Source organism: Bradyrhizobium forestalis, from assembly GCF_002795245.1.
GTDB lineage: Bacteria > Pseudomonadota > Alphaproteobacteria > Rhizobiales > Xanthobacteraceae > Bradyrhizobium > Bradyrhizobium forestalis.
Map to the genome: position 1 here is coordinate 1 of NZ_PGVG01000066.1, position 26558 is coordinate 26558.

The window sequence follows — 26558 nt, forward strand, 5'->3', positions numbered from 1 at the left end:
GGCGCCGCCGCTCTACCGATGTGATCACCTCCGCCCTCGAAATCGTCATAGCGCTTCTCCTAGGATTACCCCTAGGACCTGCAGCGATCGCGTTCGTCAAACAAGGCGGCACTCAATGGAGGGATACGGAGAACGAACGGCTGCGCATGGAGCGCGACATTTTAAAAAGTCGATCGCGATCTTTGCCGAAACCCGGACATGAGCTTCCGCTTCCTCGAAGACCATCGCGATGCCTATCCGGTGCGGTTGATGTATGCCGTGCTCGATTTCTCGCCGGCTGGCTATTACGCCTGGCGCGATCGCCCGTTGAGTGAGCGGACCAAATCCAATGCCGCGCTCTTGGCTGCGTCCGGCAAGTCCATCAAGACAGCAGCGGCCGCTACGGCAGTCCTCGCGTCCATGCGGTTCTGCGCCGGCAGGGCCGAGGTGTCAGTCGCGGCTCGATCGAGGAACTGTCCTTATGGACAGTGATAGGCGCACTGCCAATTCGAACGGCTTGAGGTAGTGGACACGGGCCGGCGGCGGCGCCGGTCCGAGGACGAGAAGCTCAAGATCGTTCTGGAGAGCTTACAGGCGGCGCGCCAAATCGGTGCAACAGCGCGGCGGTATGGCGGTTTGCGCTCATTGCAGCTGCGATGGCGATGGTCGTTTCGGCCTAAGCCGAAGGATGCCGCGCCTGATCGCCGGGATTTGAATCGGTCTCACGATCGGCGGTCCGGACAGAAACCGCGCCTTGTGAGGCATGGGCCACTCATCAGAGTGGCCCAGTTTATTGGAGGAGTTACTCGTTTCAGCGCCGCTTGACCAAGGAGGCGCAAGATCAAGTCGACTCGGCCCCTAGGTACATAGGCTTTCCGAAACCCCACCATGGGTTTTGGCCTCGCCCAGCACTAAGTCGTCATCCTCCTTCCGGACGACTGCTGGTGCCCTTTGCGGCGCTCGTAGCCAGCAGCGAGAGATCGCTCGCGGGGCGGTCTGGCACATCTTCTTTCCAGCGTACCGATCCAAACGGACGCTCAAGCATGCGGCGGATACGCACCGGCTCCGGCCCGATATGGAAAGCCGTGGCCTGCTCATCTAGCGCACGCTCCGACTGGGTCCAGCGGTTGCGTTGACGCAAGTAGTCGAGCCACGTCGGGCAGTGATAGCGCTCGGTCCACAGCTCGGGATCGCCGATGTCACGTGCAATGGACCAACCGTAGGCGCCGTTGCGTTGCCGATACAGCTGTATGTCCTGCATGAGATTGTGGAAGGCTCGTGCGTTTTCCGAAGCCACGCGATATTCGAGCTCAACCACCAACGGGCCACTGCGGTAGGTGAGCGGAAGCCGTACCTTGGGGTCAGCGAGCATCTCGGCGTCCTCGCCCCGCTCGGTAATGGGCGGCATGCGTAACCAGCGCCCAAGTAGCGGCAATAGCAGCATCAGCCCAGCAGAGGCGAGCAGCGCAACATCGACGCCGACTATATCGGTGAGGCGGCCCCAACCCCAACTGCCAATTGCAATACCTCCAGAGAACGCTGCCTGCCATGCCGCAAGTGAGCGGCCCGCTACCCAGCGCGGTGCAGAGAGCTGCACACCAACGTTGAACAGAGTGTAAACTATCGTCCATACGGCTCCCGCGAACACCAGTGCGGCGGCTGTCAATATTGGATCGTGACTGAGCGCGACGGCCGCGATCGAGCCGCTCATCGACAGTGTGCAGGCGCGAACCGCAGCCTCGCCGCTCATGTGGTTACGCATTCTGCCGAGGTTGAGAGCCCCTATGACTGCGCCCAAGCCGAACGCGCCCAGCATGATGCCGTAGGTTTGCGCGCCACCGTGTAGCAAGTCGCGGGCGACCAACGGCATCAATGCTGGGATCGCGCTGCCGACGATGCCGGTCACCATGGAGCGCGTTACCACGATCTTGATCGGTGGCGAATTGATGATGTAGCGCACACCCGAAACAATGGCGCGGCTTAGGTGTTCGCGAGGAAGCCGCGACGGGTCCGCGACACGTTTCCAAAGGAACAGCGCCACCATTACTGGCAGATAAAGAAATACGTTGATTGCAAAGGCTGCTACCGCGCCCGCTGCCGCAACGACAATTCCGCCGATTGCGGGCCCGAAGCTGCGCGCGATGTTGTAACTGATGCCATTGAGGGCAACCGCAGCCGGCAGCGTCTCGGCCGGGACCTGCTCGCCGACTGAGGATTGCCAGGCTGGCCCCATCAATGCCATGCCGGAGCCGACCACAAAGCAAAGCACCAGCAACAAATCTGGCGTGGTAAGGCCCGACCAATCGAGCGCGGTCAACGCGGCCGCGCCGCAGAGCGCGACCCAAAGTGCAATCAGCATCACAATTCGGCGATCATACATGTCGGCAATGGCGCCCGCCGGCATAGCGATCAACATTACTGGCAGCGTCAAGGCTGTCTGCACCAGCGCGACCTTATCGGCTGACGAGGTCATCTCTGTCATGGCCCAAGCCGCGCCGACGCCCTGGATCAGAATGCCGAGATTCGACAATAGACTGGCCAGCCAGATACGCCGGAACGTGGCATAGCGCAGCGGCGCAGCAATACTGTCTGCGCTAGGTGTCCGGAGATTGGCCGTATCTATCATATCGACTCCTGGCTCGCCGGCCATAGCGTGAGTCTAGAGCAGATCAGCAATGGTCGGGAAAAGCGGGCGCAACGTAGCTGCGTGAGCGGTTTTGCCGCATCTTCCGGTATCTGCAGTTTGCGCAAGAAAGTCTCGGGGGGCTCGACAGGATTCGGACTTACCTCCGCGACCTGGTGCTTGCGACGTAGCACGGAAGATTCTGCCTCTCGCCCACCGGCAGGGAGAGCTAAGCACTCTGCGGATTGAGCTGTTGATTTGATCACCGTGGCGACCCTATTCCGCAGATGGGGCACGGCGATACCCCAGCCGACGGGCGAGTTCGCCGACGCTAAGAACGGTATATAATGCCCGGTCGTAGTCTCGAATTTGAGATGTTTGCGGCTATAGCAACTGGTGAACATGATGTCGAAGTCTGCGGCAGCTTGGGGACAATTGCTATATCGTCAGCCGAGTTCCGATGAATCTCGTGAGACGTCGAGGTTCTGCGCCTCGCGGGTGGATCGGTCACGCAGTAAATTGAGTAACTTGTTGCAAGATGCAGCTCTGACCGGAGGACGTTTCAATCTTCTTGTCGCTACTTTTGCGTACTCATCAGGCTTCCTGAAGCTCAAGGTATACGCGGCCGCAAATAGTCCTAACTCTCGACAGAAAACTTTCGACGAAATCATCTCTCCTCTGCTGACTAGTTCGCGAAGGCAGCTGGAAGGAGCGCCTGGAGCGACCTTGGCCGCAATTAACTTCGTAGATCTTCGATCGGAAAGCAACTCTCAACGCAAATCGAAGCTGCTAGAGAATAGAGGAGTCTCTTTGCCGCTTTTGCGCGTTTTAAGTGGATGAGCGACGAAAAACAGCGCCAAGCGAGGAACGATGGCGCAAGACATAGCGTCAATCTTCGTCGGGAATTTCTACTGGGATAGCAAAGCCCGCCTTGACGCGATCCATGACGACCATTGTCTTGAACCCTTTGATGTCTGGGTTCTCATAGAAGAAGCGTCGCGTAAACTGCTCATAGTCTTCCATGGTCCGAGCCGTAATGTACAAAACGAAATCAGCGTCGCCGGTCACGTAAAATCCGTTGACGACCTCAGCTGACGATTTGATGGCCTTCTTGAATCTATCAATGATGTCTGCACGCTCGCGCTCCAGGCTTACCAGGACAAGCATCTGAATGGGTCGTCCCACTGCTTTCGCCGAAACGATCGAGACGTCGGCCTCGATGATCCCGTCAGAGCGGAGCCTCTTCAAACGCCGTTGGCACGCAGTAGCAGAAAGTCCCGCAAGTTCGCCGATGATCTCGGATGTCAGGCGATTGTTCTTTTGCACGATCTCCAGGATGCGGGCGTCAGTTCGGTCGTATTGCATAAGTCAGGCTCCAGGTGAATTCCGCTGCAGAGTGGCGAGGTCCTGCAGGAAACCGTCCAGACGACGGTAAAAAGCGACGCAAATCTGTTTGTGACATTAGTATCCTGATTGGCAGCAGAATTTCAACAAATGACCGTCAAGGACTTCCAAATGGTGTTCCAAGCTACCCGACCCCAAAGTCCACCTATGGTCGGGCTAGCTAAAAGGCATCTGGAGAATCTGCGCCGTCGAGAGTTTGTCGCGGGGGACGCGCTAATCGATGGGCGCTGGATTGAGGGCGACCACAGAGACGTTGTCGTCGATCCGGCGACGGGTGACATGATCGCTGAAGTTGCTCGTTGCGGTGCCGCAGATATGAATCTTGCGATCGACGCAGCTGAACGGTCTTTGGCTAAATGGCGAGAGCTGCTGCCGGAGAGGCGGGGGGAAATTCTCAGGTCATGGGCCTCGTTGATGCTCGCCTATTCGGAGGAGCTCGCTGTCCTGGTAACTTGCGAGCAGGGCAAGCCGCTTGCGGAAGCGCGGCACGAAATTGGCTATGGTGCCAGCTTTCTTCAGTGGTTTGCGGCTGAGGGAGAGCGTGCATATGGCGAGACGATCCCCAGCCACAAGCCTGGAAGTGTACTTCAGGTAAGAATGCAGCCGATCGGTGTCGCGGCCGCGATCACTCCTTGGAATTTTCCTGTCGCAATGATTGCGCGAAAGGCCGGCGCTGCTCTGGCGGCCGGTTGCCCAGTCGTCGTGAAGCCTGCGCCCGAGACGCCGCTTTCGGCCCTTGCCCTGGCGAGATTGGCCGAAGAGGCTGGAATTCCGCGCGGTGTGTTTCAAGTGCTCGTCGGCGATCCGATCGAACTTTCGGCGCCTCTGCTGCGGGAACCAAGGGTGCGAGCTCTTTCGTTCACGGGCTCTACGGAAGTTGGTCAGCTGCTGCTGGAGGGAGCCGCGCAGACTGTAAAGAAGGTGTCTCTCGAACTCGGAGGGCATGCCCCGTTCATTGTCTTTGATGATGTTGATCTCGATAAGGCTGTCAAGGGCGCGATGGCTGCAAAATTTGCCACGTCCGGGCAGGACTGCTTGGCGGCTAATCGCATTTACGTGCAGGCGGGCATTTATGATGCCTTCATCGAGAAATTTGCTGCGGCCATCACTCGGCTTAAAGTCGGCCATGGCCTGGAGGCGGCGACTGATATTGGGCCGATGACAAAGTCGTCCGTGGCCGCAAAGTGCAGGGCTCAAATTGACGATGCGGCGGCAAAGGGGGCGCGGGTCGTTTCTGCGAAGCAAGACCAGAGCTTCGGACCAAACTTCATCCTCCCAACGCTGCTGAGCGATGTCACTGATGGCATGCTCATTTCGAGCGAGGAGACGTTCGGCCCGGTCGCCGCAGTACTTCCATTCGATTCCGAAGAGGAGGTCCTAGCCCGAGCCAATACCAGTGAAATGGGCCTCGCCGCCTACGTCTACACCGACAGCCTGCGTCGAGCGCTGCGACTTTCTGAGAACATCGAGTACGGAATGGTCGGCGTCAATACGGCCTCATTCACCGGGCCACCAATTCCGTTTGGAGGATGGAAGCAGTCCGGGCTCGGTCGCGAAGGTTCGCGACATGGCATCCAGGAATACATGGAATTGAAATACGTCTGCTTTGGTGACTTGGTGGCTTAGGAGAAATGGTATGAACGATATTAAGACGATCGCTGAAAAAGATCGCGCGACTGTCCTGCATCCCTTCACCCAACTCAAGGATTTTGCCACGGGCAAAATTGGTGATCCGACAATCGTCACCGGAGGAAAGGGTATCCGTATTCATGACGCGCAGGGACATAGTTACATCGACGGCTTTGCGGGTCTTTACTGCGTAAACATTGGATACGGCCGAACCGAAGTTGCTGAGGCGATTGCCCGTCAGGCGTATAACTTGGCGTATTACCATACGTATGCCGCGCACACGACCGAAGAGCTGGCGAACCTGTCAGACCGCCTCGTGCGAACGGCTCCTGGCAAGCCGAGCAAAGTATTCTACGGGCTATCCGGATCGGACGCCAACGAAACGCAGGCTAAGCTTGTTTGGTACTACAACAATCTACGCGGTCAGCCGAAGAAGAAGAAGATTATCTCGCGCGATCGCGGTTATCATGGTTGTTCGGTAATTTCCGGCTCGATGACGGGAATGTCCTTCTACCACGATCACATGAATCTGCCCTTTCCGGGTATTTTGCACACAGGCGCGCCTCATCACTATTGGGGTGCCGAGCCAGGTGAGGCGGAAGAGTCCTTTTCTCGTCGGCGCGCGGCAGAGCTTGAACAGCTGATTGTGCGAGAGGGACCGGAAACTGTCGGCGCCTTTATTGCTGAGCCGGTGCTCGGTACAGGCGGTATCACACCGCCGCCTGACGGCTACTGGCACGAGATTCAAACTGTGCTTAGGCGCTACGACGTACTTTTGATCGCTGATGAAGTGATTTGCGGATTCGGCCGAACCGGAGCCGACTTTGGCTGCACGCTATATGGCATGGAACCTGACTTGGTGACGGTGGCGAAAGGGTTGACATCCGGCTACGTGCCGCTCTCGGCCGCTATCGTTGGTGAGCGGGTCTACGCGGTCATGGAAGAGGCGGCCGATCGGGTCGGAGCATTCTCGCATGGATACACCTATTCCGGTCACCCGATTGCGGCCGCTGCTGCTAACGCAGTGCTCGACATTGTAGAAAAGGAGCGACTAAGCGATCGCGCGAGAACGGTCGGCTTGCATTTCTTGAAGCGGCTGAAGGAGCGGTTCGCCCAGCTCGAGATCGTCGGCGAGGTAAGAGGTGTGGGCCTGCTTGGTGCGGTGGAGTTTGTTGCCGATCGCCAGACCAAACGACGCTTTGATGCGAACCTCAAGGTGGGCGCCCGCATCTCCAAGGCCGCGCGGGACAGGGGACTTATTGCGCGAGCAATGCCCCATGGAGACATTCTAGGTTTTGCTCCGCCTCTCGTCGTTTCCGAGAGTGAGATAGATGAGATTGTTGAAATCGCCTATCGCGCGACGAAGCATGTGATGGACGAACTTGTGAAAGAATCGGCAATTTGAGATCGGTTCTTGTGTCGGACCTGATCTGAGTGGCTGATCAGTCGCTGATCTTCGCCAGGTTTGGTGCAGCCGGATGGTCGCTGCCACGGCGGCCCTAAGATCCTGGTTCGAGTGCTATCGTGGAGATGCGGTGCTTGGGTTGCAGGCTGCTATTGGGAAATCGACGGTCCTGGGGCTGGCATTGCAGCCTTTCCTCGGGAATCTCTAAGTTCTTGCTGTATTTTCGCGCCGAGGCGTGGATAGACGGTTTAAATCGTCTCGACGGACGATGTAGTGCTGCCTCAGTTAGGGGAGGAGTGCCACGATGAAAAAGAGGCGTGTTGGCCGTTTGCATTGCGGCTTGAGCCGGCGCTCATTTCTCGAGTCAACGGCTGCCGTACTGAGCGTACCGCTCATTGCAAAGGCTACCGCAGCTTGGGCGCAGGAAAAGCTTGCGGGTAGCGGGGAAGTTGTAGTCTTCAGCTATGGCGGATCGTACACGGAAGGGGTGAGAAAACACGTTTATGAGCCCTTCACGAAGGCGACAGGCATTTCTGTAGTTGATGTGACCGCTAATATCGCTGAACGCCAAGCGAGAGCGATGACCCGCGCCGGGCGCGTCGACTGGGATCTCGTTCCGCTGCTCAGCATCAGCGAGAAGAATGCATCCCAAGTGGTGCTTCAGGATGATGCCTGGCTTGCTGCCAAGCGCCCCGACGGCAATACCAATGTAGATTATCTCCAGGAGCGCTGGCTGGCATGGCGGGCACAATGAGTTCCATCGCAACCGACGGTCGTCGGACATCTTCTCTAGTTTCGTCGTCGGCCCAGCCCACACGATGGGCTTGGCTACTCCTGCCTGGAAGCATCTTCCTCGTAGTGCTCTTTGTCGTGCCGCTCACGGGCCTCCTGTTGCTTGCGTTCGGCATGCCGAACTGGACTCTGGCGAATTTCTCGCGCATCGGCGACACCCCCGTCTATCTGACCGTGATGCGCAACACGCTGGAGATCAGCCTTACGGTGACTGCGCTCGCCTTCGTGCTTAGCTATCCCATCGCCTACGCGCTCACGAACGCCGGCACGGCGTTGCGCACCGTTTTGCTTATCGGAGTTGTGCTGCCGTATTTCACCAGCACTCTGGTACGGACCTTTGCCTGGATTGTCCTTCTCGGGCGCAATGGTGTCGTTAACCAGTTTCTGCTCGAGATCGGCTGGGCGTCCCAACCAGTCACAATGCTCTACAACCGATTTGGTGTAATCCTCGGCATGACTCACATTGTCATGCCCATGATGATCTTGCCGATGTACACGGTCATGTCCAGTATTGACCCGAAGCTTATGCGCGCTGCGAGGGCCAACGGAGCGAGCCCGCTCGCCGCCTTCCTCACGATCTTTCTACCGCTCAGCCTGCCGGGCCTGATTGCGGGGGTTCTGCTCGTCTTCATCTATTGTCTCGGCTTCTACATCACGCCTGCGTTGATGGGTGGGCTGTCGGATGTCATGATCACAATGGCGATCAGCTCTCAGATCCTGGAGCAACTCAACTGGAGTTTCGGCGCCGCGCTTTCCGTAGTCCTCCTGGTCGCCGTCCTGACCACATTGTGGGTTGGTTCGCGCTTCTTTCCCATTGAGCAGCTCCTGGGATTCTCCGATGGCAAGGCCGGTTCGAATCGCGGCCGCCGTCAAATGGGTGCTCAGTTGTTGTTGCGTATCGGCTCGACGGCAAACGCGCTCGACCGCTGGTTCCCTTCAATGGGAGGTCGAACTGTCCCGATCCTGGCAAGCTTTCTGGCTGTGCTTCTCCTGTTGCCGGTAGGGATCGTTGTGTATCTGTCATTCAGCGCATCATCCTACTTTGTGTTTCCCTTGCCAGGTTATTCGCTGCGCAACTACGAAGCTTTTCTTTTCGATGCGCTGTGGGTGCGCGCAACCTTCACCAGCATCCGCATTGCGCTAATGGCGGTTTGCATGGCGATTGCGCTCGGCGCCATGCTTGCCTTCGGTCTGTCGCGGGGCGCCATGCCTGGTCGCGGAGCCTTGGTCGCTCTATTGCTCTCACCAATTATTATGCCGACCGTCATCGTGGCCGTCGCGACCTATTTCCTCCTGGCGCGGTTCGGTCTGCAGGGCACCGAGTTTGGCCTGGCACTCGGCCATGCGGTCCACGCCATCCCCTACGTGGTGGTGATTGTGGTTGCCAATCTCCGCGACCTTAACCCGAGCTACGAACGTGCCGCCCGCAGCCTTGGCGCCGGGTCTTGGGCGACCTTCCGCACCATCGTTGCACCGCTGGTCATGCCGGCGCTCATCGTCGCCGCTTTCTTTGCCTTCCTGGCCTCCTTCGACGACGTTGTCTACGTGCTGTTCCTCGGCATCGGAAAGATCACGACCTTGCCGATGCGCATGTGGGAAGGGATCCGGCAGGACATCAGTCCGACCATTGCTGCTGTAGCCACGCTGCAGATGCTGTTTGCGACGACTGTGATTGTCGTCGGTACCCTGCTGAGACGAAAAAAAACAACCTGACGGCCCCGACTAGGCGTGCAGGTCAAACGAAACCCAATGACGAATTTATCCTAGGGAGCTGAAATGTTGATGAAAGCGACCGTGAGCGGCACTGAAGTGAGAACCGGAGGCATCACGCTGCATAACCTGCAGAAACGTTATGGTAGCGCGGTGGCCGTTGACGACGTCAGTCTTTCCGTATCGCCCGGCGAGTTCATCTCATTGCTGGGACCGAGCGGATCGGGAAAGACAACCACGCTAATGATGATCGCTGGTTTCGAGATGCCGGACAGCGGTCAGGTTCTATTGGATGACAAGGACATCACGCGCCTTCCGCCTCACCGTCGCGAGCTCGGTGTGATTTTCCAGAACTATGCATTGTTCCCGCACATGACTGTCGCCGAGAATGTTGCGTATCCGCTTCGAATGCGGCGTATGGCAAAGGCGGAGATCGAAACGCGCGTGCGCCGTATCCTCGATCAGGTGCATCTCGGTGCCTTGGCCTCGCGCTACCCCCATCAAATGTCCGGCGGTCAGCAACAGCGAGTAGCAATCGCTCGAGCCCTGGTTTTTGATCCGCCCGTTCTTCTCCTCGATGAGCCCCTGGGCGCGCTGGACAAGAAATTGCGCGAGCATCTGAGGAACGAGATCAAGACCCTGCACAAGGAAGTCGGCAAGACGATGATCTACGTCACGCACGACCAGGATGAGGCGCTCGCCATGTCCGATCGGGTCGCGGTGATGCACGAGGGACGGATCCGCCAAGTCTCGGCGCCGAAGGACGTCTATCGCTGGCCTGCCGATTTGTTCGTGGCCGGTTTCGTCGGTGAGGTCAATCTGATACCCATCATGCTCAAATCCGGCACCGTGCATGGTCCCGCGGGCGAAATCCTACCAGCTCCGAGCTGGCAGGATGTCGACAGGGACGCGACTCTGTGCGTACGCCCCGAGCATCTGCATCTCGAAGTTAGCGCCGGTTCATCCGATGGAATTCAGGGACGCATCAGCGGCATGACGTTCGTTGGCGATGCGACCATTTTCGAATTCCGCAGCGAAGCGGGATTGCAGCTGTTATCGAAGGTGCTGAACGTATCGGCGAAAAGAATGCCGGAGGTCGGCGATCCCTGCGTCGCCTCGTGGGCTGCGAACGACGCAACAATCCTGACAGAATAACTTGCCCGAGCCGGTCGCGCGCCCAACTATGGTGCCGGTTTGAGATCCAGTAGCGTCCGCCTCGCAGGTGAGATCAAACTAAGCGTTGAGCGTTCGCCGGCCATCTTTTTTTCATGACCCTGCCCGAGGACGAGTGGCGCTTTCAGGATCGCCTGGATCTGCTCCTCGGTGAGCTCGAGCGATGCGATCCAAGTAGCGCGAGGAACCTATTCATGAACGGCGCTAAAAGTCTGGTTCGGACACTCGTTGCAGGCGGAGTGGACGCCCGCTTTGCAAATCCAGGCACGTCCGAGATGCACTTTGTCGCCGCGATCGACCGCGTCGATGGTATGCGCTGCGTACTTGTGCTCTTCGAGGGAATAGTCACTGGCGCCGCGGACGGTTACGCTCGTATGGCCGAAAAGCCGGCCGCCACTCTGCTCCACCTTGGCCCGGGCTTGGCGAATGGTCTCGCCAATGCACAACGCTACCAAGGCGTCCAGCCCAATCATCAATATTGTGGGAGATCACGCAACTTACCACCGCAACTATAATGCACCTCTCACGTCGATATCGAGGGTGCAGCGAAGCCGTTTACTGGCTCGGTCTTTACCTCGCCGGGCGCTACGCGTGTTGCGGCTGATGGCGCGGCGGCTATCGCCGCGCGCGCACCCCGCCCGGTCAGGTCGCAACCCTTATTCTTCCCGCCGATACCGCCTGGAACGAAGGCGGCGGCCCGGCTACTGTGGCCGAAGCACCAAAAAGAGCGCGGGTTTCGCAGGATTGCGTCAGGTGGGCCGCCAAGGCACTGCGTTCCGCAAAACCGTCAATGATGCTGCTGGGAGGGCTCTCGTTGAGACATCGCGGTCTAGATCTGGCGGGGCGCATATGTGCCAAAACTGGTTCGAAAATTATGGCGCAGACATTTGTTGGCCGGATCGAGCGTGGCGCTGGTTGCGTTCCGGTCGATCGCCTTCCGTACCCCGTCACGCAAGCGCGTGCGACACTTGCGTGACTTAAGCATGTTGTTCTCGTAGGGAGCCGCATCCCGGTCGCCTTCTTTGCCTATCCCGACAAGCCAAGCTTGATGGCTTTTGAAGACACGCACTTTTTGGCGCTTGCACGTGCTGAAGACGACGCATTGGATGCGCCCGAGCGACTTGCACATGAATTGGATGCTCAATCAGTTCCGAGCCAGGCCGCGAAGCTGGTGCCGCCGTCGTTAGCCACTGGGGCAATTGCTGGCGCCAGCCTCTCACAATCGCTTGGCGCGTTGATTCCGGAAAATGCTATCGTGGTCTATGAATCCATCTCGACTGCGCCGGCTTTTTCGCTGCAACTTGGAATTCGCAGCCACACACTTGGCTGCAGAATATGGGCGGTTCGATTGGACTAAGCATGCCCATGGCAATGGGCGCCGCGATTGCCTGCCCGAACCGACCTGTTCTTAACCTGCAGGCGGATGGCAGCGCAATGTACGCCATTCAGTCACTGTGGACACAGGTTCGTGAAGGCCTGAACATTACGACAGTGGCTGTTCAACAACAAGTCGTGCGCTTGCCTCCGGGATGAATTGGCCAATGTCGGCGCAAGATGTCGGGCGCAAGGCTCTTGATATGTTAGATCTCAGCCGGCCTGACATTGACTTTGTTGGCTTAGCACGAAGTATGGGGCTGCCCGGGTGACCACGATGGATGAATTCAATATCGAGATGGCCGGCGGACTTGCGACTCAAGGGCCGTATGCCTGGTGTTGGTTCACAAGCGCCTCGAAGTCGTTTGGCCAACGATCGCGGACGGCGTGATGCGGATGTCGCCGGCGATGTTCGCGGCCTTGTTCGAGGGGCTGGATTGGAGGTTGGTCCGCCCAGAAGAAGCGCGGCGCCCGCAGGTCGCTAGATAATTGCGGCAGAATGATTCGGCAGCTATTTTGAGCGTGGCACGCGCGGCGGCGATGTGCTCGAAATAGCGCATGAGCATCGCGGCGCTGCGTGACGAAAACGAACGCCTCAAGGCGCTTTTGGCGCAAACGCAGGCGGCCTTGAGCGAGCACCTGGGGCGCTGGCGGCGTCGGAGGAAGCGCGGCGTCGGCTGGAGATCATCCTCGGCGAATTGCGACGCGAGAAGTTCGGCGCGAAGCCCGAGAAGCTGCGGCCAGATCAGTATCACTTACCGCTGGAAGACGTGGAGATCGCGCAAGGCATCCTGGACGCGGCGCAGAAGAGAGCCGAGGCTGTGATCAATGGCCGATCGCGGAACGTGCCGGATCAAGGTCCTCCCCGCAATCGCGGCTGCTTGCCTGCCCATTTGCCGCGGGTGGAACGGATCATCGAGCCTGCGAGCACGCTTTGTCCGTGCGGTTGCGGCGCCATGGCGAAGATCGGCGTGGACGTCAGCAAACGTCTCGACGTGATTCCGGCGCAATGGCGGGTGTTGGTCACGCGCCGCCCGAAATACATCTGTCGCTGCTGCTAGGGCCCGGTCGTGCAGGCGCACGCACCGGAGCACGTCGTGCCCTGCGGGCTGCCGACCGAAGCGGCCATCGCGCACGTGATCGTCTCAAAATTTGGCGGCCATAGGCCATTTAAAGTCAGGCCGAGATCTATGCGCGCAAGGGTATCCAGCTGGATCGGGCGACGCTGGGCAACTGGTCCGGCCGCGCCTGCTTCCCTCTCCAGCCCACCGCGGATCACATGCGCCGCCGCCTGGCCATGTCGGATCGTCTGTTCATGGACGAAACCACGGCGCCGGTGCTCGATCCGGGGCGCGGCCAAACGAAGAAGGGCTACTTCTGGGCGATCGTCTCCGATGACCGCGGCCACAGCGGCCCAAGTCCGCCGATCGTGCTGTTCCGATATGCCCCCGGTCGCAGCGGTGCCTTTACGGAGCAGTCCCGGATGGCTTTTGCGGACGCTTCCTGCAATGCGATGCCTATGACGGTTATGACCTGCTGACCGAAGTCGCTCGACCGCAAGGGCCATGCACGCTCGTGCATTGCTGGAGCCATTTGCGTCGGCGCTTCGTCAAATTGACCCGAACAGCAAATCGCCGATCGCCGAGGCCGCCGTTCGGCACATCGCACAGCTTTACGCCATCGAAGCCATGGTACGCGGCTCATCGCCGGACATCCGGCTGGCCGCGCGCAAGGAGCATTCGTTGCCCCTCATCGCGGCTTTAAAACCCTGGTTTGAGAAACAGCTTTCTGTGATCTCCAGCGGCGCAACGCTCGCCGAGGACATCCGCTATGGGCTCAATCACTGGCAGGGGCTGACCCGCTTCCTCGAAAATGGGCGTCTCGAGCTCGACACCAACCCGGTCGAGAACGCCATCCGGCCGGTCTGCCTAACCAGAAAAAATGCGCTCTTCGCGGGCCATGAAGTCGGCGCTGAAAACTGGGCCTTGCTGGCGTCGATACTCGCTACCTGCAAGCTCAACAGCGTCAACCCGGTTGCCTACATCGCTGAAACACTCGAGGCGATCATCGACGGCCATCCCCTTGGCAGGATCGAAGACCTCATGCCGTGGCGATTTCGCAAAACGTCAAGCCAGCCTCAATAGGGCCCCGGCTGAGCGCCTACACACAATCAAGAGGCATTGATAGTCGGCGCGCGCGTTCGTCGGCACGAGCGGCGCACGAGGGGACGAGCAATGCGTCGCGCCGCCTGACAGCCGCAAACGCGCCTGACCGACTTCATCCGTTCTGGCGCGCCGTCGATGGCGGCGGGTGTGGCAAGGCGTTCCTGCCGTTGGCCTTCGAGCTGGGGGAGGCGTTTCAGTTCGGCTAGAGAGGGCCTCGCGATCGACGCGGTGTAGCGCCGGCGCAGGTGGCGCACTTGAAGTTTTGCGCATCGTACCCGTTCTGGCTGGGCCACGATGCGCTCACAAGAATCCGTCGCGGCGCTTGGGGGCGCGGCGCGTCGCGCATCTACTACAATATGAAGACTGCAGTGAACGGCGTCAAAAAAGGGCGTGGTCATCGCACGCTTTGCGATGATGTGCGCGCACTACCTGTTCGATGCCGACTTTCTGCAAAGTCACCTCCGACCGTGAAAAAAGACATGGTTGAGAACTAAGCACACAGCCGCTGGCGCGTATGGGTCGATGCGAGCCGGCGGCGCCAGGCGAGCCCGGATGAATTCCACGCTTGCCTGGTGGACCCGCAACCTGCCCGCCATGGTGCAGCCGAGCGAGGTCGCGCCTCGGCCGTTTTTCTTGTTTTGCCTACGCCGGGAAACCAAAGGGTATCGTTCTTCATGGCCAATCCAAATAAGTGCGAAGGTCCGTCGTCATAACTTGGTATGCGATCAAGGATGCTGGGTTGGCTTTATTCACGGCATGGAAGGTTTGGCGGCCCGGTGTTCCGACCGTTTCCCAAGCCCCAAGATATCGAGAAGGTTTGCCGTACCTGCTTCTGTTCGGGGTGGGCTCAATGTCGGCATGACGGACCACATGGCCATCTGATGCGATCGCGTCCGGCTAGTGCGCTGGCGAAAGATTTTTGCCGTTGTGAGTGATCCAGTTAGGCCAGACAGGAGTCGAGGAAATCGTCCAGCCGATGACGCAGACTGGCAGTATCACCCTGTGGTATCGGCCAGCACTGGCAATCTGCCCCTGCATGAGCGTCCGCTGATTTAGCGCGTTGTCAAAAACTTGTGTCGGGCGACGATACGGAATTTCGTCGAGATCGCACCAAGAATCGGTGAATTTCGGCTCCTTTTGGCAAATACGATTTCGTCTTAACTCAAGGTTTTGCGCCCGCCTAGCGCACCCCAGAAGATGGGGCCGCCTTCTCAATAGGGGATATTCATGACCGAGAAAGTTTACAGCAATTGCGGTGCCATAAGCCGACGCTCAGTCCACCAATCGTTGGCCGCGCTGTTGAGTGCACCGTTTGTTGCAAAAGCGACTGAAGCGTTCGGGCAGGAAAAGCTCGCCGGCAGTGGCGAAGTGGTCGTTTACAGTTATGGCGGCTCGTTTACGGAAAACTTGCGTAAATACGTCTCTGACCCCTTCACGAAGGCGACGGGCATCAGGGTTGTCGATGTGACAGCTGACAATTCCGAGCCTCAGATCAAGGCTATGCACGAAGCTGGCCGGGTCGACTGGGACGTGGCCTTCGTCAACGCCTTTTGGCCAGCCTACCTGGAGCTGCAGCAGGCCGGAGCGTTCATGCCCATCGAATACAGCCTTTGGGACGATGAAGACCTCAGGGGTGTGCCGGAATCTGCTCGCCTTACCAATGCTGTCGTGGCGTACCAAAACGCGAATCTGCTGGTTTATGATGAACGTGCTTTCCCGAAGGGCGGCCCGAAGAACTGGGCAGACTTCTGGAATATCGAGGAATTCCCGGGACCCAGGGGACTCCCTGCGAATGGTTTTATGGCTGATTTAGTGATTGCGCTGATCGCCGATGGCTTCACGCACAAGGGCTTGTGGCGACTGACTGACGACAAGGTCGATCGGGCGCTGAAGAAACTCGACGAGATCAAGCCACACATCGCGAAGTGGTGGACGGCAGGAGGCGAGCCCATACAGCTTCTCATAAGCGGTGAATACGCGCTGACGAGTTCGTACGATGGCCGTGCCCTGGCGGCTGTCAAGCGGGGAATTTCGATTCGCATGGTATGGGATGGCGCTACTCTAGCGGATAATTACTGGACTGTTCTTAATGGGGGGCCGAACAGCACAAATGCGCAGAAGTTTATCGCATTTGTGAATCGAGCCGAAATAGCAGCCGGTTTTACGCAAGGGACCGGCTATCCCGGCCCGAACACAAATCAGCTAAAGTACTTGCCAGCCGACCTCGTGCCGCTGGTTAGCATAAACCCCGACAACGCGGCAAAGGCAGTCCGGTGCGATGTTGCCTGGTTTTTGGAGAAACGTGCGGATGGCAAGACCAACACGGATCACATACAGGAGCGCTGGCTGGCATGGCGGGCACGATGATATCCACCGGTACGACGTCTTCTAATTCATCTTGAGCCAAGCCTACACGATCAGCTCGGCGAGCTTGCAAGCATCTTTCCTTGTGATGCCGCTCGCGGCTTCTGTTGCTTTACGTTTGGGGTGCAACTGGACGATGGCGGATTTCCTGCGCATCGGACACTCCGTCTCTGGCGTTGTTGAGGAACAGTGTTTCGATCACTGCGCTCTTCGTGCTTAACGAATTAGTCGTTTGTGAAGAACTGTTGCGGCTCAAAACATCGCTTGAGCCGAGGACGCCGGGACGATCTCGATGAAGGCTCGGATGATGTCACGCAAAAGCTCTGCGAGCCATCGCAGGAGCAGGCCGAAGTTGTAGCCGGCGCTGGCGAGGACGGCGTTGATGCGGTCGCCGACGCGGCCTTTGAGATAGTTGCGCTCCATGCGGTGCTCGGCCTTGACGTGGCCGATGACGGGCTCGACAGCCGCACGACGCTTCATCTCGCGTCGGATTGAAGCCGTGACGCGACGGACCTGGCCCGAGATCCAGACCCTGAACCGATGCGGGTAGTTGTGACCACGATACCCCTTGTCGACGTGGATGCGACGAGCCTCCACGCCGGTGAGCTTCTCCAGGTCGGCGATCACAGGGCCGAGCGTATGCCCATCAAAGGGATTGCCATGTAGGGCCTTGGCATGCAGCACGAACTGGCCGCCCTTCGGAGACGTCACGGGGGTGGCGATACTGACTTTGCAGCCAAATTCGTAGGGCGCGCGGGCTTTCCCCTTGCCGATGCACTCGACCTCCGGCGCATGTAACGCATAGACCTTGGGACCGCGCTGATGCTGATCCTGGCTGCGCACCTGTTGCGCTAAACCGAGCAGCGGGCCGAAGCGAGCCTCCAGCACCGTATCGCCATCAATCTTGCGGCGGATGTCGCGGATGATCCGGCCAAGCCGCGTCCGCAGGAACTTGAGCTGGCGCCGGGCGCGTTTGAACTGGTGGGCGTGGCTATAGCGGCCAACCATGATGGCGGCGCGCTTGGCCAGGTGCAGATAGCTCTGGCGCAGCGGCACACGGTTGCGCTTGGCGAGCCCGACGAGCTTGACGATTGCCCGATGCATCAGACGCGCATCGGTCGGATGGGCAACGGCCTTGGGCTGCACCGTGGTATCGACCACCACCCGCTCCAGGTCCTTGGGGCCGATCGCGCCAGTCTTGTGTGCCGCCGACAGACTTTCCTGGACCAGCGCGACGAGCTGTTCCTCGCCGAGCCCCTGGCGCCAACGGGTCATCGACGATCGATCGAACGGCAGACGGTGGCAAAAGCTCAATTCGCCGCAGAAGTATTGGTAGTAGGGATTCTCGATCCAGCGGGCGCACAGCACCTCATCCGACAGGTTGTGCATGTGCTTCAAAATGAACAGGCCGGCGACAAGCCGCGTCGGCAAGCCGGGCTGCCCCGACCCTGTTTGGCATACCGAACTAAAGCGCTCATCCAGAAACGTCCAGTCGATCAGCGCCGCCAACCGTACCAGCGGGTGGCCCATGTCGATGATTTGATCAAGGGCCGGAAGCAACAGGTCTTTCTGGCGATCATCCCGCGGTTTGCTCATCGCATTCCCCAATGTCGACGACCACGTCAGGGAATCACGAATCGCCAAAAGCAAAATCCCAAAACGCAAGAAAGCGAGGTCCGACACCTCGCTTTCCTGCAAAATCGAATATTATATCAAGACCAATTCTGCTTATTTCTCAGACCGATCCGTATTCTTCACGGACGACGAATTAGTCACCCTCGATATCCCGGAGCCTACCCGACTTTCGCCTGAAGCTAGGTGGTCTGGCCGAATACGGACGCGCCTGCGAACATTTGCCGTTCGCAACAACTCAGATGCGCTGATATTACCGTTGCGCAACGTACCTGTTGGGTGGTTGCTGCAGACCAAGATTCTCGCGAAGGGTTTCCCCCGCATATTCTGTTTTGAACATCCCTCTACGTTGAAGCTCCGGCACAACCTGATCGACAAACGTAGAAAGGGTACTAGGAAGTACCGGGAAAGAAATCAAGAATCCATCGCAGGCCTCTTCTCCGACCCATTGCTCCATGTAGTCAGCGACATCGGCCGCAGAGCCGCAACACGTGGGTTTGCCTCTCCTGTATTGCACCGCAATGTCCCGCAAGCTTAGGCCCTGTTCGATGAGTCCTGCGATATGATCAAAAAAGGTCTTTTGGAAATTGGACGTTGTTGGGACCCGGTCTCGCGGTATCGGTTGATCGAGCGGAAGATCTGACAGATCGGTCCCTAGATCCTGTCCCAGCTTCATCACACCGACATCCGGGTGTACCTTTTCCTCCCACCTGGCAAAAATCCGTTCGGCGTCAGATTTACTGTCTCCGATCACGACGGTTACGCCAGAGAGAATCTTGAGTTCGTTGGCGTTGCGACCATACTTACCCATGCGGCTTTTCAGATCGCGATAAAAGGCCTGCGCAGATTGAATGCTGGAGCCGGCCCCGAATACGACATCCGCGGTCTCCGCACCTAGTTCTTTACCGGGTTCCGAGGCGCCCGCCTGGAATATGACAGGGTGGCCCTGGGGAGGACGAGCGATATTGAGGCCGCCGAAAACCTTAAAATGCTTGCCGTCGTGGCCCAAGATATGGAATTTTTCGGGAAGGAACGAAAGGGCGTTTTCTTTGTCGTAGACAAAGGCGCCATCCTCCCACGTGTCCCAAAGCGCCTTGACTATTTCTACAAATTCGCGGGCACGTTCATAGCGATCTCCATGCGTTGGCAGGCGGTCCAAGCCATAGTTACGTGCGGCGTAATCGGTAGCGCTGGTCACTACATTCCATCCGGCCCGACCACCCGAGATGTGGTCGAGCGTGGCGAATTGACGCGCAATGGTGTAGGGTTCCGAGAAGCTCGTTGAAGCTGTAGCAGCAAGGCCGATTCTTGTCGTCGCCCCTGAAATCGCCGCTAACAAAGTAATCGGATCAAACACGTTCATAAAGTCCGGCGAACGGCTCGAAGCAAGCAGATGGTCTGTTCGGACGGCAGGAGTGTCGGTTATGAAAAACAGGTCGAATTTCCCCCGCTCGCATAGTTGCGCTATGCGCTGATAGTAACCAATGTCGTTTGAAGCGTTGCCCTGCGCCTCGGGCATGAGCCATGAAGCAGTATGAGACCCGTGCGGCTGATTGATCACTGCTCCCAGCACGATTTGTCGCTTCACCGCCATATTCGATGCTTTCGTATTCGAATTGCGCTCAGTCATGAATCTCCTTACTCGAAGTCGGTGCATGTTTTGTGCGAAAAGACGCGACAAGCTCGCAGCTTCGCGATTGGGTCGGGCTTAGCCCATCAACCATTCCCCTTCATGGGGTTCAGGTATCCTCCACAATACGGTGATATGGACCCTGGTAAAAAAGCAGAGGCGTCCGTCGATTAAAAAACTGATCAGGCCCGCAAGTATCCAGCACATTGCCAATAGCAATTATGTGATCTCCGGCCTCGTACTCAGCGTGATGAACGCAATCAAGGCAGACGATTAAACCCAGAATTTTGGGATTGCCAGCTCCGGTTGCTTCCCATCTCACTCCCGCCCATCGATCACCACCTGACTTTGCAAACTTATCGGAAATGTCCCTCTGCTCCTCCAAAAGGATGTTCACGCTGAAGCATCCCGTAGCACGTATTCGGGGCCAGGTTTTCGAGGTCGACATTATAGAAAGAGAGACCAGAGGCGGATTAAGCGAAACACTGTGAAACGATTGACATGTAAATCCTAAAGGCTCGCCGGAATCTAGCCCACATACTACAGTTATGCCAGAGGCATAATAACCGAGCATGCGCCTGAAATGCAAAGGATCAATCGAAGGGTTCATCTCAGGCGTCCTCTCCAGAGTTGTCGATGTTGCAATGGAGTAGTGACGCCACAGAAGCCACGGCTCGCAACGACTGCGTCACCTCACCGGCGACTTTGCTTAGAAACATGTCCAATTGATCCATATGCGCGGTAACAAAATAGAGTCCATGCACCGGCACTACGGCTTCGAGTTCGATCAGAAGTGGAGTAAGATTGGATACGGGCCCCATAGAGTGACCCAGATCAGCGCCTGTCATAAGCGAATAGCCACCACTCCCCGCAGTCCGCTCGCCGGGTATCGGTCGAGAAATGCCTTTAGCAGGCCCGTAAATGTCGCCTTGTAAGTTGGTGATGCAAACACGGCCAATTGACTTGAGGCTACTGCAGCATTTAGCTTCGCAATTTCCTCACAAGGCGATGTGAAAAGGTTGCCCGCGTGATCTGCTAAATCGACAACGACAAGCTCATACGAAGCCGAAGGAAAGAGCCGTTCGACCAGCTGTTCCCCAATCCTGCGCGTCCCGCGACGCCGGCTTTGGAGTGCCGCCAACCAAAGATAATTTGACCATTAACGACCCCAAGCTGTCTCGTTTACTGGCAGACGGCGCGGCCGAGAAAGCAGCTCGAGCTCACGGACCTGTGTCTGCCGACCGTCAGGATCTTTTGGCCTGACGGGATGACGACAGCTTATGTCGCATGTTCGAGAGGCATCATTTGTAGTTCGTGTCAAGGTTTGGTCGAACACACACACACACACACAGACCGCAATTTGGCTGGGTTCGCGAGAGACTGAGAGTGTAACTAAGGGTGGCGAAGAAGAAGATGGAGAGGCCGGGCATCTTCAGCGTGAGGCAATTTTCACTCGGCATCTCCACAGGAGTGAGCTCTGATACGGTCCGATACGAACATCTTCTTGGCCCCCTTGATGTCCGGGTCCTCATGGAAAAATCATCGCGTGAGCTGCTCATGCCCTTCCAACGCGCGCCCAGTGATAGACATGACGAAATTGCCAGCCGTAAACAACTTCAGCTGAGGGTTTGATCGCCCTCTTGGACATGTGGATGATGTCTCCGCGCTCGAGACTCCCTAATACGAACACCTGAATAAGCCTCCTCCCATCTTCGCCGAGACGACCGAGACCATGCTTGCCCCCACCATGATGACCGTCATTCGTCGGCAAGGCCAACACTCGGCCATCCGCCCAAAAAGAACGCGACCGCGGCCTCGACCCAAGCATCGTTCTTAGTCCGCACGTCAATTCAAGAAATCCGGCATCTCATCGTGAAGCTCAGCTAGCAGCGCATTCCGCACGCCCGCATCCTCACGTGGTCATCCCGGCGCAGGCTTATCAGGCGAACGCAGCCAAAACCCACTCAGAAGCAATTGCAACTCTGATTCTAAGACCAGCCGGCCTTTTTATTACAATCTCCGGGATGCGGCGGTCTTCCGTCGGATTGCACGTTCGAGTCTTCGGTTGAATTCATCGTGAAATGGCCAGTTGGCGCAGAAAAACATCCAGCGTCCAGGTTAAATGCGCCGTAAATCTGTCTTCGACATGAGTATCCTGAATGGAGAAGAATTCAATTGAACAGACGCGGCATCTACGAATGCCGAGGGGCTTATCGCTTGAGTGGGAACGAAGACTTCGGAGCTTATGCGGGATTGCGCTTCGAGTGCTTCCAATGAAAGACCTCTACAGGAAACCGGGTCGAAAGGAAGGAAGTTGAGTTTGATCCGTGAGCGAAATGCCAGCGATGCCGGAAAGGTGAACCTGGCCAGTCGATTGAACGGCAGCGAATTGTTGCTTTCGGTCGCGACGTCATTCTCAGCCGACTATCGTCAGGCGAGAGAGAAGTTCCTGAGGGCCCTTCCGCAGGCACGCCCGTTTGTGCTCGCGAATTTTCTAGGTCCACAAAACGAAGAGCTGGCTATCGATTCTGCGTGGGTCGGTGATCCGAAAGCGCAATGCGTGCTGGTCATTATTTCCGGTACGCACGGCCCGGAAGGCTTCTGTGGATCTGGCATTCAAATCGACTGGCTCGCGCTTCTTGAGGAGGGGAGGCTTCCGGATGGTGTCGCTCTGCTCTTCATTCATGGTCTCAATCCCCATGGCTTTGCTTGGGATCGTAGGGTCACGCAAGAAGGTTGCGATCTGAACCGCAACTTTGTCGATTTCGCTGCCGGAGCGCCGCCGAATCCCGGATACGACGAGCTGCGAGCGCATTTCGTGCCACCTGCTCTGCAGGGCCCCTCATTCGAGGTTGCGCGTGAAGCGATCCGTCAGTTCAAGCTTGAGCATGGCGAGCGAGCTTTTCAGATCGCTCGCAAAGCTGGTCAGTACAGCGATCCAGACGGAATGTTCTTTGGCGGATTTAATCGGTCTTGGTCCGCTTGCACGCTAGAGGCCATAGCTAATGTGTATGGGCTGGCCAGCCGCAAATTTGTCGCCATCATCGATGTGCACACTGGGCTCGGGCCTTACGGATATGGTGAGCTCCAGAGTGAACACGTCGCCGCGAGCTCGTCGCAAGCCGTCGCCGATCGCATGTTCGGGCCGAGTGTCACGTCTGCAGATCTGGGGACATCTGCGTCAATCCCCATCCATGGATCGCTGCAACTGTTTTGGGAGCGGCTCCTCGGTGACGGCCGGCATCTGTACCTTTGCTTGGAATACGGAACCTTCGACACTGAATCCGCCCAGCGGGTGCTGCTGGCGGATCAGTGGTTGCATGTGCACGGCGGCGGCGATCGGACCGCAGCGTTCGGGCGCGAGGTTCGTTCCCGCATGCGTGCCCATTTCTGTCCCGACGATCCTTCCTGGAAGGAGGCCGTGCTCTTTCGGGGCCGGCAGGTGCTGCGGCAGGCGCTATCGGGACTAGAGCAAATAGCAGGCGGCGGTTTCGCGTTGCAGCAAGCTTCCTGCACCGATAGCGGGTTACCTCCGCAAGCGGCGACCGGTAAAGCGGAATAGTGGACCATAGCCCAAAGGAGACTCTCGATGTCAAAGCGAACAATGAGTATCGGCGCTTCAATCCGCGGCCTTGGCTACAACGCCTCCGCTTGGCGGCATCCTGACGTCGATCCAACTGTACAGGAGTCGATTTCATTCTACGCCGACTTGGCTAAGAAAGCGGAAGCCGCAAAACTCGATTTCGTCTTTTTGGCCGACAATCTCGCTGCGACTTCGATCGAAGATCGCCCGAAAGGGGCGCTCGGCCGTGGCCACGACAACATTACGCTCGAGCCACTAACTGCGATGGCCGCGATCGCTGTACTGACTAACAGAATTGGATTGGTTGCAACCTGCTCCACCAGTTACCAGCAGCCGTATCATGTCGCACGTCAATATGCCTCGCTGGATCACATAAGCGGAGGCCGGGCGGCGTGGAATGTCGTCCCGTCATATCGACAGAGTGAGGGCGCAAATTTCGGTTTGGTGGAGCCCCTGTCGCACAACGAGCGATATGAGCGTGCGGAGGAGTTTATCACAGTAGTCCAGGGCCTCTGGCACAGCTGGGAACGCGACGCATTCATTTATGACAAGAAGTCTGGCGTATTCTTCGATCCGGCCAAAATGCGCGCGTTGCACCACCAAGGGAAATTCTTTCAAGTCGAAGGACCACTTACCGCAACGCGTTCACCTCAGGGTAGGCCGGCCATCTTCCAGGCCGGAGAATCAAGCGCAGGCGTTGACCTAGGAGGAAAGTTCGCCGATGCAGTATACACCGTCCCGTTAGAAAAGCCCGCAGCAATCAAACAGAGACAGGCTATTCGAGAGGTAGCGGTTCGGCACGGACGTAGCCAGGACGCGGTCAAGATCATTCCAGGGGTTCAGCCAATTGTCGCGGCCACAAAGAAGCAACTCGACGAGAAGTTGGAATTACTGCGTTCGATAGCCGACCCTCTCAAAGAGATGGGACGATTGATCATCCAGTTCAAGGAGATATCAAAGTACGATCTCGACGACGTTCTTGCTGAATCTTTCGTCGAATCGTGCGTCACAAGCTCAGCAAGACCACTAGCGGAGAAGGCCGTCGCATCTAAATGGACTGTGAGGCGGCTGTGTCAGGAGATGGCAGTGGGGCAGCAGCGAATTCTCGCAGGTACACCGGAAGAAATCGCCGCAGACCTTGCAGAATGGTTTGATAGCGGCGCATGCGATGGGTTTAACGTTTCACCCTCGCATCTGCCGGGCGGGCTTTCCGAGTTTCTGGATCAGGTGGTGCCGATCCTGCAGGATCGCGGCCTGTTTCGAGCGGAATATGCTGGACGCACATTGCGCGAGCATCTCGGTGTGGCGGGCGGCGGGCCATAATCAGCGGCCTGTTTCGAAAAGTCGTCTGAAACTTGAGCAGAAATACGCAAGCTGCGGTTGTCAGCTGGCGTACTCACGAGATTAACTGAGCAAGGTGCAATCCATGGAGCAGTCCTACCTTTCACCAATTGATTCGCGTTCGCTTCGATATGCTCTGGGCCGCTTTGCCTCTGGAATTACCATCATCACAGGGGTGGTCGATACCGTGCCGACTGGGTTCACATGTCAGTCGTTCTATAGCGTCTCGCTGGCCCCGCCATTGGTCTCTTTCTGCGTCATGAAAACATCTAAGAGTTGGCCCGGGATCCGCTCGACTCGTCGCTTTACTGTTAATGTTCTTTCCGAAGAGCAGCAGGCAATCTCAGATGCTTTTGCAAAATCCGGGTCAGAAAAGTCGAAACAGGTTGATTGGGCTGTATTTCCGGGCGGGCAGGCGATCATTGCCAATACCCTTATGTGGTTAGATTGTTCACTTCACTCGGAGCACGAGTTCGGCGACCACTTCTTGGTTATCGGTCAGGTCGAGAACATGAGTCCGGTTGATTGGAATAACCAAGGGAATCCTTTGATCTACTTCAGAGGCCGGTACTGCAACCTCCAGAGCTGATCGTACTGCTGCATTCTAAAAAATGGCAGCGTGTGGCGTGTATTGAACACCACGCCTCGTGCTCTGTTGCGTAATCGTGGGCTGCTATCATCAAGCAAGGCGGGCGGACGGGTATTGAGGCCCTGAACAGAATGGCCGAACTCTAGGCGGACTTCGGAGGGATGGCCTCGCCCCGTGCGCCGCTATCTACGATCGAGCTTGGCAGGAATCCCTGAGTTCAGGCAAGTTGTGCGCCTCGGCGCATGAAAGGCATGACCGTTCCCTTGGCTTGTATTCAGCGCGAAGGTTGATGATCAATCAGCTTTCGTCGTTGTCTATTTGCGGCCTCTCACCGGCGAGTACGCGCAAGACCGTTAGCGAGTCAGGCTTGTGGATCCACGTCGCTCATTTTGGCCGTGGCGATCGGGCGATACGTCATCGGGGCAAAGTCACTGCCGCGGTCTACTAAGTCGGCTGAGGGAGCGTTTCGCACAGTTCGAGATAGTCGGTGAAGTGCGAGGGATTGGCTTGCTCGGAGCTGTCGAGCTTGTCGGGGACCGACAAGCAGAACGGTGCTTCGATCTGCAGCTCAAGATGGGGCTGGCCGGCCGAAAGCTGCTCGTGATCTCGAGCTTATTGCTCGAGCGCTGCCTCCCGGTGAGGTTTTGGGCTTTGCGGCGCCTCTCGTTGTTTCGAATAGTGAGATTGACATGATCGTTGATCTTGCGCATCCAGCGAACGAAGAACGTAATGGACGAGCTCGCGAAATATTCGAGGATTCATGGTTAAAGTGTCCTTGACCTGACACGATTTTTTTGCCCCTCGAAACTGCTGGCCGCCAGCCGCCGCTCCGATCGGCAACTCGCATCGAAATCTGCAGGAAAGCTCACCCGGCGATAAAGGCGCGAAGATCGTGGACAGCGTGTGACAAGCAGCAAGGCTAATGGCGGCGTTAGTTCCCGGGATGCCGCAGGAGTTTCCAGTCTCCGTGTCGCGCAACAACGGATGCGATATTCATTTGGCCGGTGGCCGTTGAAGAATCGTGTCTCCCGGCGTGGAGAGCTAGGAGTTTAGTCCCGGCATTTGCTGGAGCGGGTTGAGTTTGAATCGTTCGGGCTGGGAAGTCCAGCATTTGCAAATGTATTCGTAGGGTGTGAGGCCCTTCAGGGTCTTCAGCCGCCGAGCA

At 57.6% G+C, this 26558-nt stretch carries 17 protein-coding genes and 4 pseudogenes; 13 read left to right on the plus strand and 8 right to left on the minus strand.

Annotated features, from left to right (window positions below; all coding sequences use genetic code 11):
* The first annotated feature begins 323 nt into the window (after positions 1 to 323).
* A complete protein-coding gene (locus tag CVM73_RS41890) occupies positions 324 to 500 on the plus strand; it encodes an IS3 family transposase (RefSeq protein ID WP_100236646.1) in 177 nt (58 codons plus the stop codon).
* A 398-nt stretch (positions 501 to 898) separates the two neighbouring features.
* On the opposite strand, the gene CVM73_RS36840 is transcribed toward CVM73_RS41890, so the two are convergent.
* Both CVM73_RS36840 and CVM73_RS36845 read right to left on the minus strand, forming a co-directional pair.
* Positions 899 to 2605: an MFS transporter gene (locus CVM73_RS36840; protein ID WP_100236647.1), complete on the minus strand. Its 1707-nt coding sequence runs from the start codon at positions 2603 to 2605 to the stop codon at positions 899 to 901.
* A gap of 885 nt (positions 2606 to 3490) precedes the next feature.
* Positions 3491 to 3967: an Lrp/AsnC family transcriptional regulator gene (locus tag CVM73_RS36845; protein ID WP_100236633.1), complete on the minus strand. Its 477-nt coding sequence runs from the start codon at positions 3965 to 3967 to the stop codon at positions 3491 to 3493.
* A 186-nt stretch (positions 3968 to 4153) separates the two neighbouring features.
* On the opposite strand from CVM73_RS36845, the gene CVM73_RS36850 reads away from it, so the two are divergent.
* The 6 genes and pseudogenes from CVM73_RS36850 (at position 4154) to CVM73_RS36870 (ending at position 12480) form a co-directional block, all read left to right on the plus strand.
* Positions 4154 to 5632, plus strand: coding sequence for an NAD-dependent succinate-semialdehyde dehydrogenase (locus CVM73_RS36850; RefSeq protein ID WP_100236648.1), 1479 nt, complete (start codon positions 4154 to 4156; stop codon positions 5630 to 5632).
* A gap of 10 nt (positions 5633 to 5642) precedes the next feature.
* Positions 5643 to 7040: an aminotransferase gene (locus tag CVM73_RS36855; protein ID WP_100236634.1), complete on the plus strand. Its 1398-nt coding sequence runs from the start codon at positions 5643 to 5645 to the stop codon at positions 7038 to 7040.
* Positions 7041 to 7344: 304 nt separating this feature from the next.
* Positions 7345 to 7794, plus strand: coding sequence for a type 2 periplasmic-binding domain-containing protein (locus CVM73_RS39525; protein WP_146006725.1), 450 nt, complete (start codon positions 7345 to 7347; stop codon positions 7792 to 7794).
* On the plus strand, positions 7791 to 9545 hold the full coding sequence (locus tag CVM73_RS36860) for an ABC transporter permease subunit (protein WP_158237657.1): 1755 nt from the start codon (positions 7791 to 7793) through the stop codon (positions 9543 to 9545). The genes CVM73_RS39525 and CVM73_RS36860 overlap by 4 nt, the downstream gene beginning before the upstream one ends.
* Positions 9546 to 9614: 69 nt before the next feature.
* A complete protein-coding gene (locus CVM73_RS36865; RefSeq protein WP_100236649.1) occupies positions 9615 to 10697 on the plus strand; it encodes an ABC transporter ATP-binding protein in 1083 nt (360 codons plus the stop codon).
* Positions 10698 to 10909: 212 nt separating this feature from the next.
* Positions 10910 to 12480, plus strand: a pseudogene (locus CVM73_RS36870) (acetolactate synthase large subunit).
* Here the strand turns inward: CVM73_RS36870 and CVM73_RS40575 are convergent.
* Complete coding sequence (locus CVM73_RS40575) at positions 12434 to 12649, minus strand: hypothetical protein (protein ID WP_167407273.1); 216 nt, start codon at positions 12647 to 12649, stop codon at positions 12434 to 12436. The pseudogene CVM73_RS36870 and the gene CVM73_RS40575 sit on opposite strands and share 47 nt — an antisense overlap.
* Positions 12650 to 12653: 4 nt before the next feature.
* Here CVM73_RS40575 and tnpC point away from each other — a divergent pair.
* The 3 genes and pseudogenes from tnpC (at position 12654) to CVM73_RS36885 (ending at position 16621) form a co-directional block, all read left to right on the plus strand.
* A pseudogene (tnpC, locus tag CVM73_RS36880) lies at positions 12654 to 14233 on the plus strand (IS66 family transposase).
* 117 nt (positions 14234 to 14350) lie between these two features.
* Positions 14351 to 14701, plus strand: a pseudogene (locus tag CVM73_RS41895) (IS21 family transposase); the annotation flags it as partial.
* A gap of 780 nt (positions 14702 to 15481) precedes the next feature.
* Entirely contained in the window at positions 15482 to 16621 is a 1140-nt protein-coding gene (locus tag CVM73_RS36885) for an ABC transporter substrate-binding protein (RefSeq protein WP_100236637.1), read from the plus strand.
* Between the two features lie 249 nt (positions 16622 to 16870).
* Here the strand turns inward: CVM73_RS36885 and CVM73_RS36890 are convergent, their stop codons facing one another.
* The 4 genes from CVM73_RS36890 to CVM73_RS36910 all read right to left on the minus strand — a co-directional run bounded on the left by CVM73_RS36890 (position 16871) and on the right by CVM73_RS36910 (position 21021).
* Positions 16871 to 18214, minus strand: a complete 1344-nt coding sequence (locus tag CVM73_RS36890) for an IS5 family transposase (RefSeq protein WP_100236638.1) — start codon at positions 18212 to 18214, stop codon at positions 16871 to 16873.
* Positions 18215 to 18503: 289 nt separating this feature from the next.
* The gene (locus CVM73_RS36895) at positions 18504 to 19880 is read right to left on the minus strand and encodes an LLM class flavin-dependent oxidoreductase (RefSeq protein WP_245452544.1); all 1377 of its coding nucleotides are present in this window, start codon (positions 19878 to 19880) and stop codon (positions 18504 to 18506) included.
* A 109-nt stretch (positions 19881 to 19989) separates the two neighbouring features.
* On the minus strand, positions 19990 to 20490 hold the full coding sequence (locus CVM73_RS41900; protein WP_100236640.1) for a flavin reductase family protein: 501 nt from the start codon (positions 20488 to 20490) through the stop codon (positions 19990 to 19992).
* Positions 20491 to 20724: 234 nt separating this feature from the next.
* Entirely contained in the window at positions 20725 to 21021 is a 297-nt protein-coding gene (locus CVM73_RS36910) for an NADPH-dependent FMN reductase (RefSeq protein WP_100236642.1), read from the minus strand.
* A gap of 1173 nt (positions 21022 to 22194) precedes the next feature.
* Between CVM73_RS36910 and CVM73_RS36915 the strand changes: the two genes are divergently transcribed.
* The 3 genes from CVM73_RS36915 (at position 22195) to CVM73_RS36925 (ending at position 25393) form a co-directional block, all read left to right on the plus strand.
* Positions 22195 to 23442, plus strand: coding sequence for a DUF2817 domain-containing protein (locus CVM73_RS36915; RefSeq protein WP_158237658.1), 1248 nt, complete (start codon positions 22195 to 22197; stop codon positions 23440 to 23442).
* Between the two features lie 27 nt (positions 23443 to 23469).
* On the plus strand, positions 23470 to 24786 hold the full coding sequence (locus CVM73_RS36920) for an LLM class flavin-dependent oxidoreductase (protein ID WP_100236644.1): 1317 nt from the start codon (positions 23470 to 23472) through the stop codon (positions 24784 to 24786).
* Positions 24787 to 24889: 103 nt separating this feature from the next.
* Positions 24890 to 25393 carry a flavin reductase family protein gene (locus CVM73_RS36925; RefSeq protein WP_100236645.1) on the plus strand — a complete coding sequence of 168 codons (504 nt, stop codon included), beginning with the start codon at positions 24890 to 24892 and terminating at the stop codon, positions 25391 to 25393.
* A gap of 1041 nt (positions 25394 to 26434) precedes the next feature.
* Here CVM73_RS36925 and CVM73_RS36935 read toward each other — a convergent pair.
* Positions 26435 to 26558: pseudogene (locus CVM73_RS36935) on the minus strand (IS481 family transposase); the annotation flags it as partial.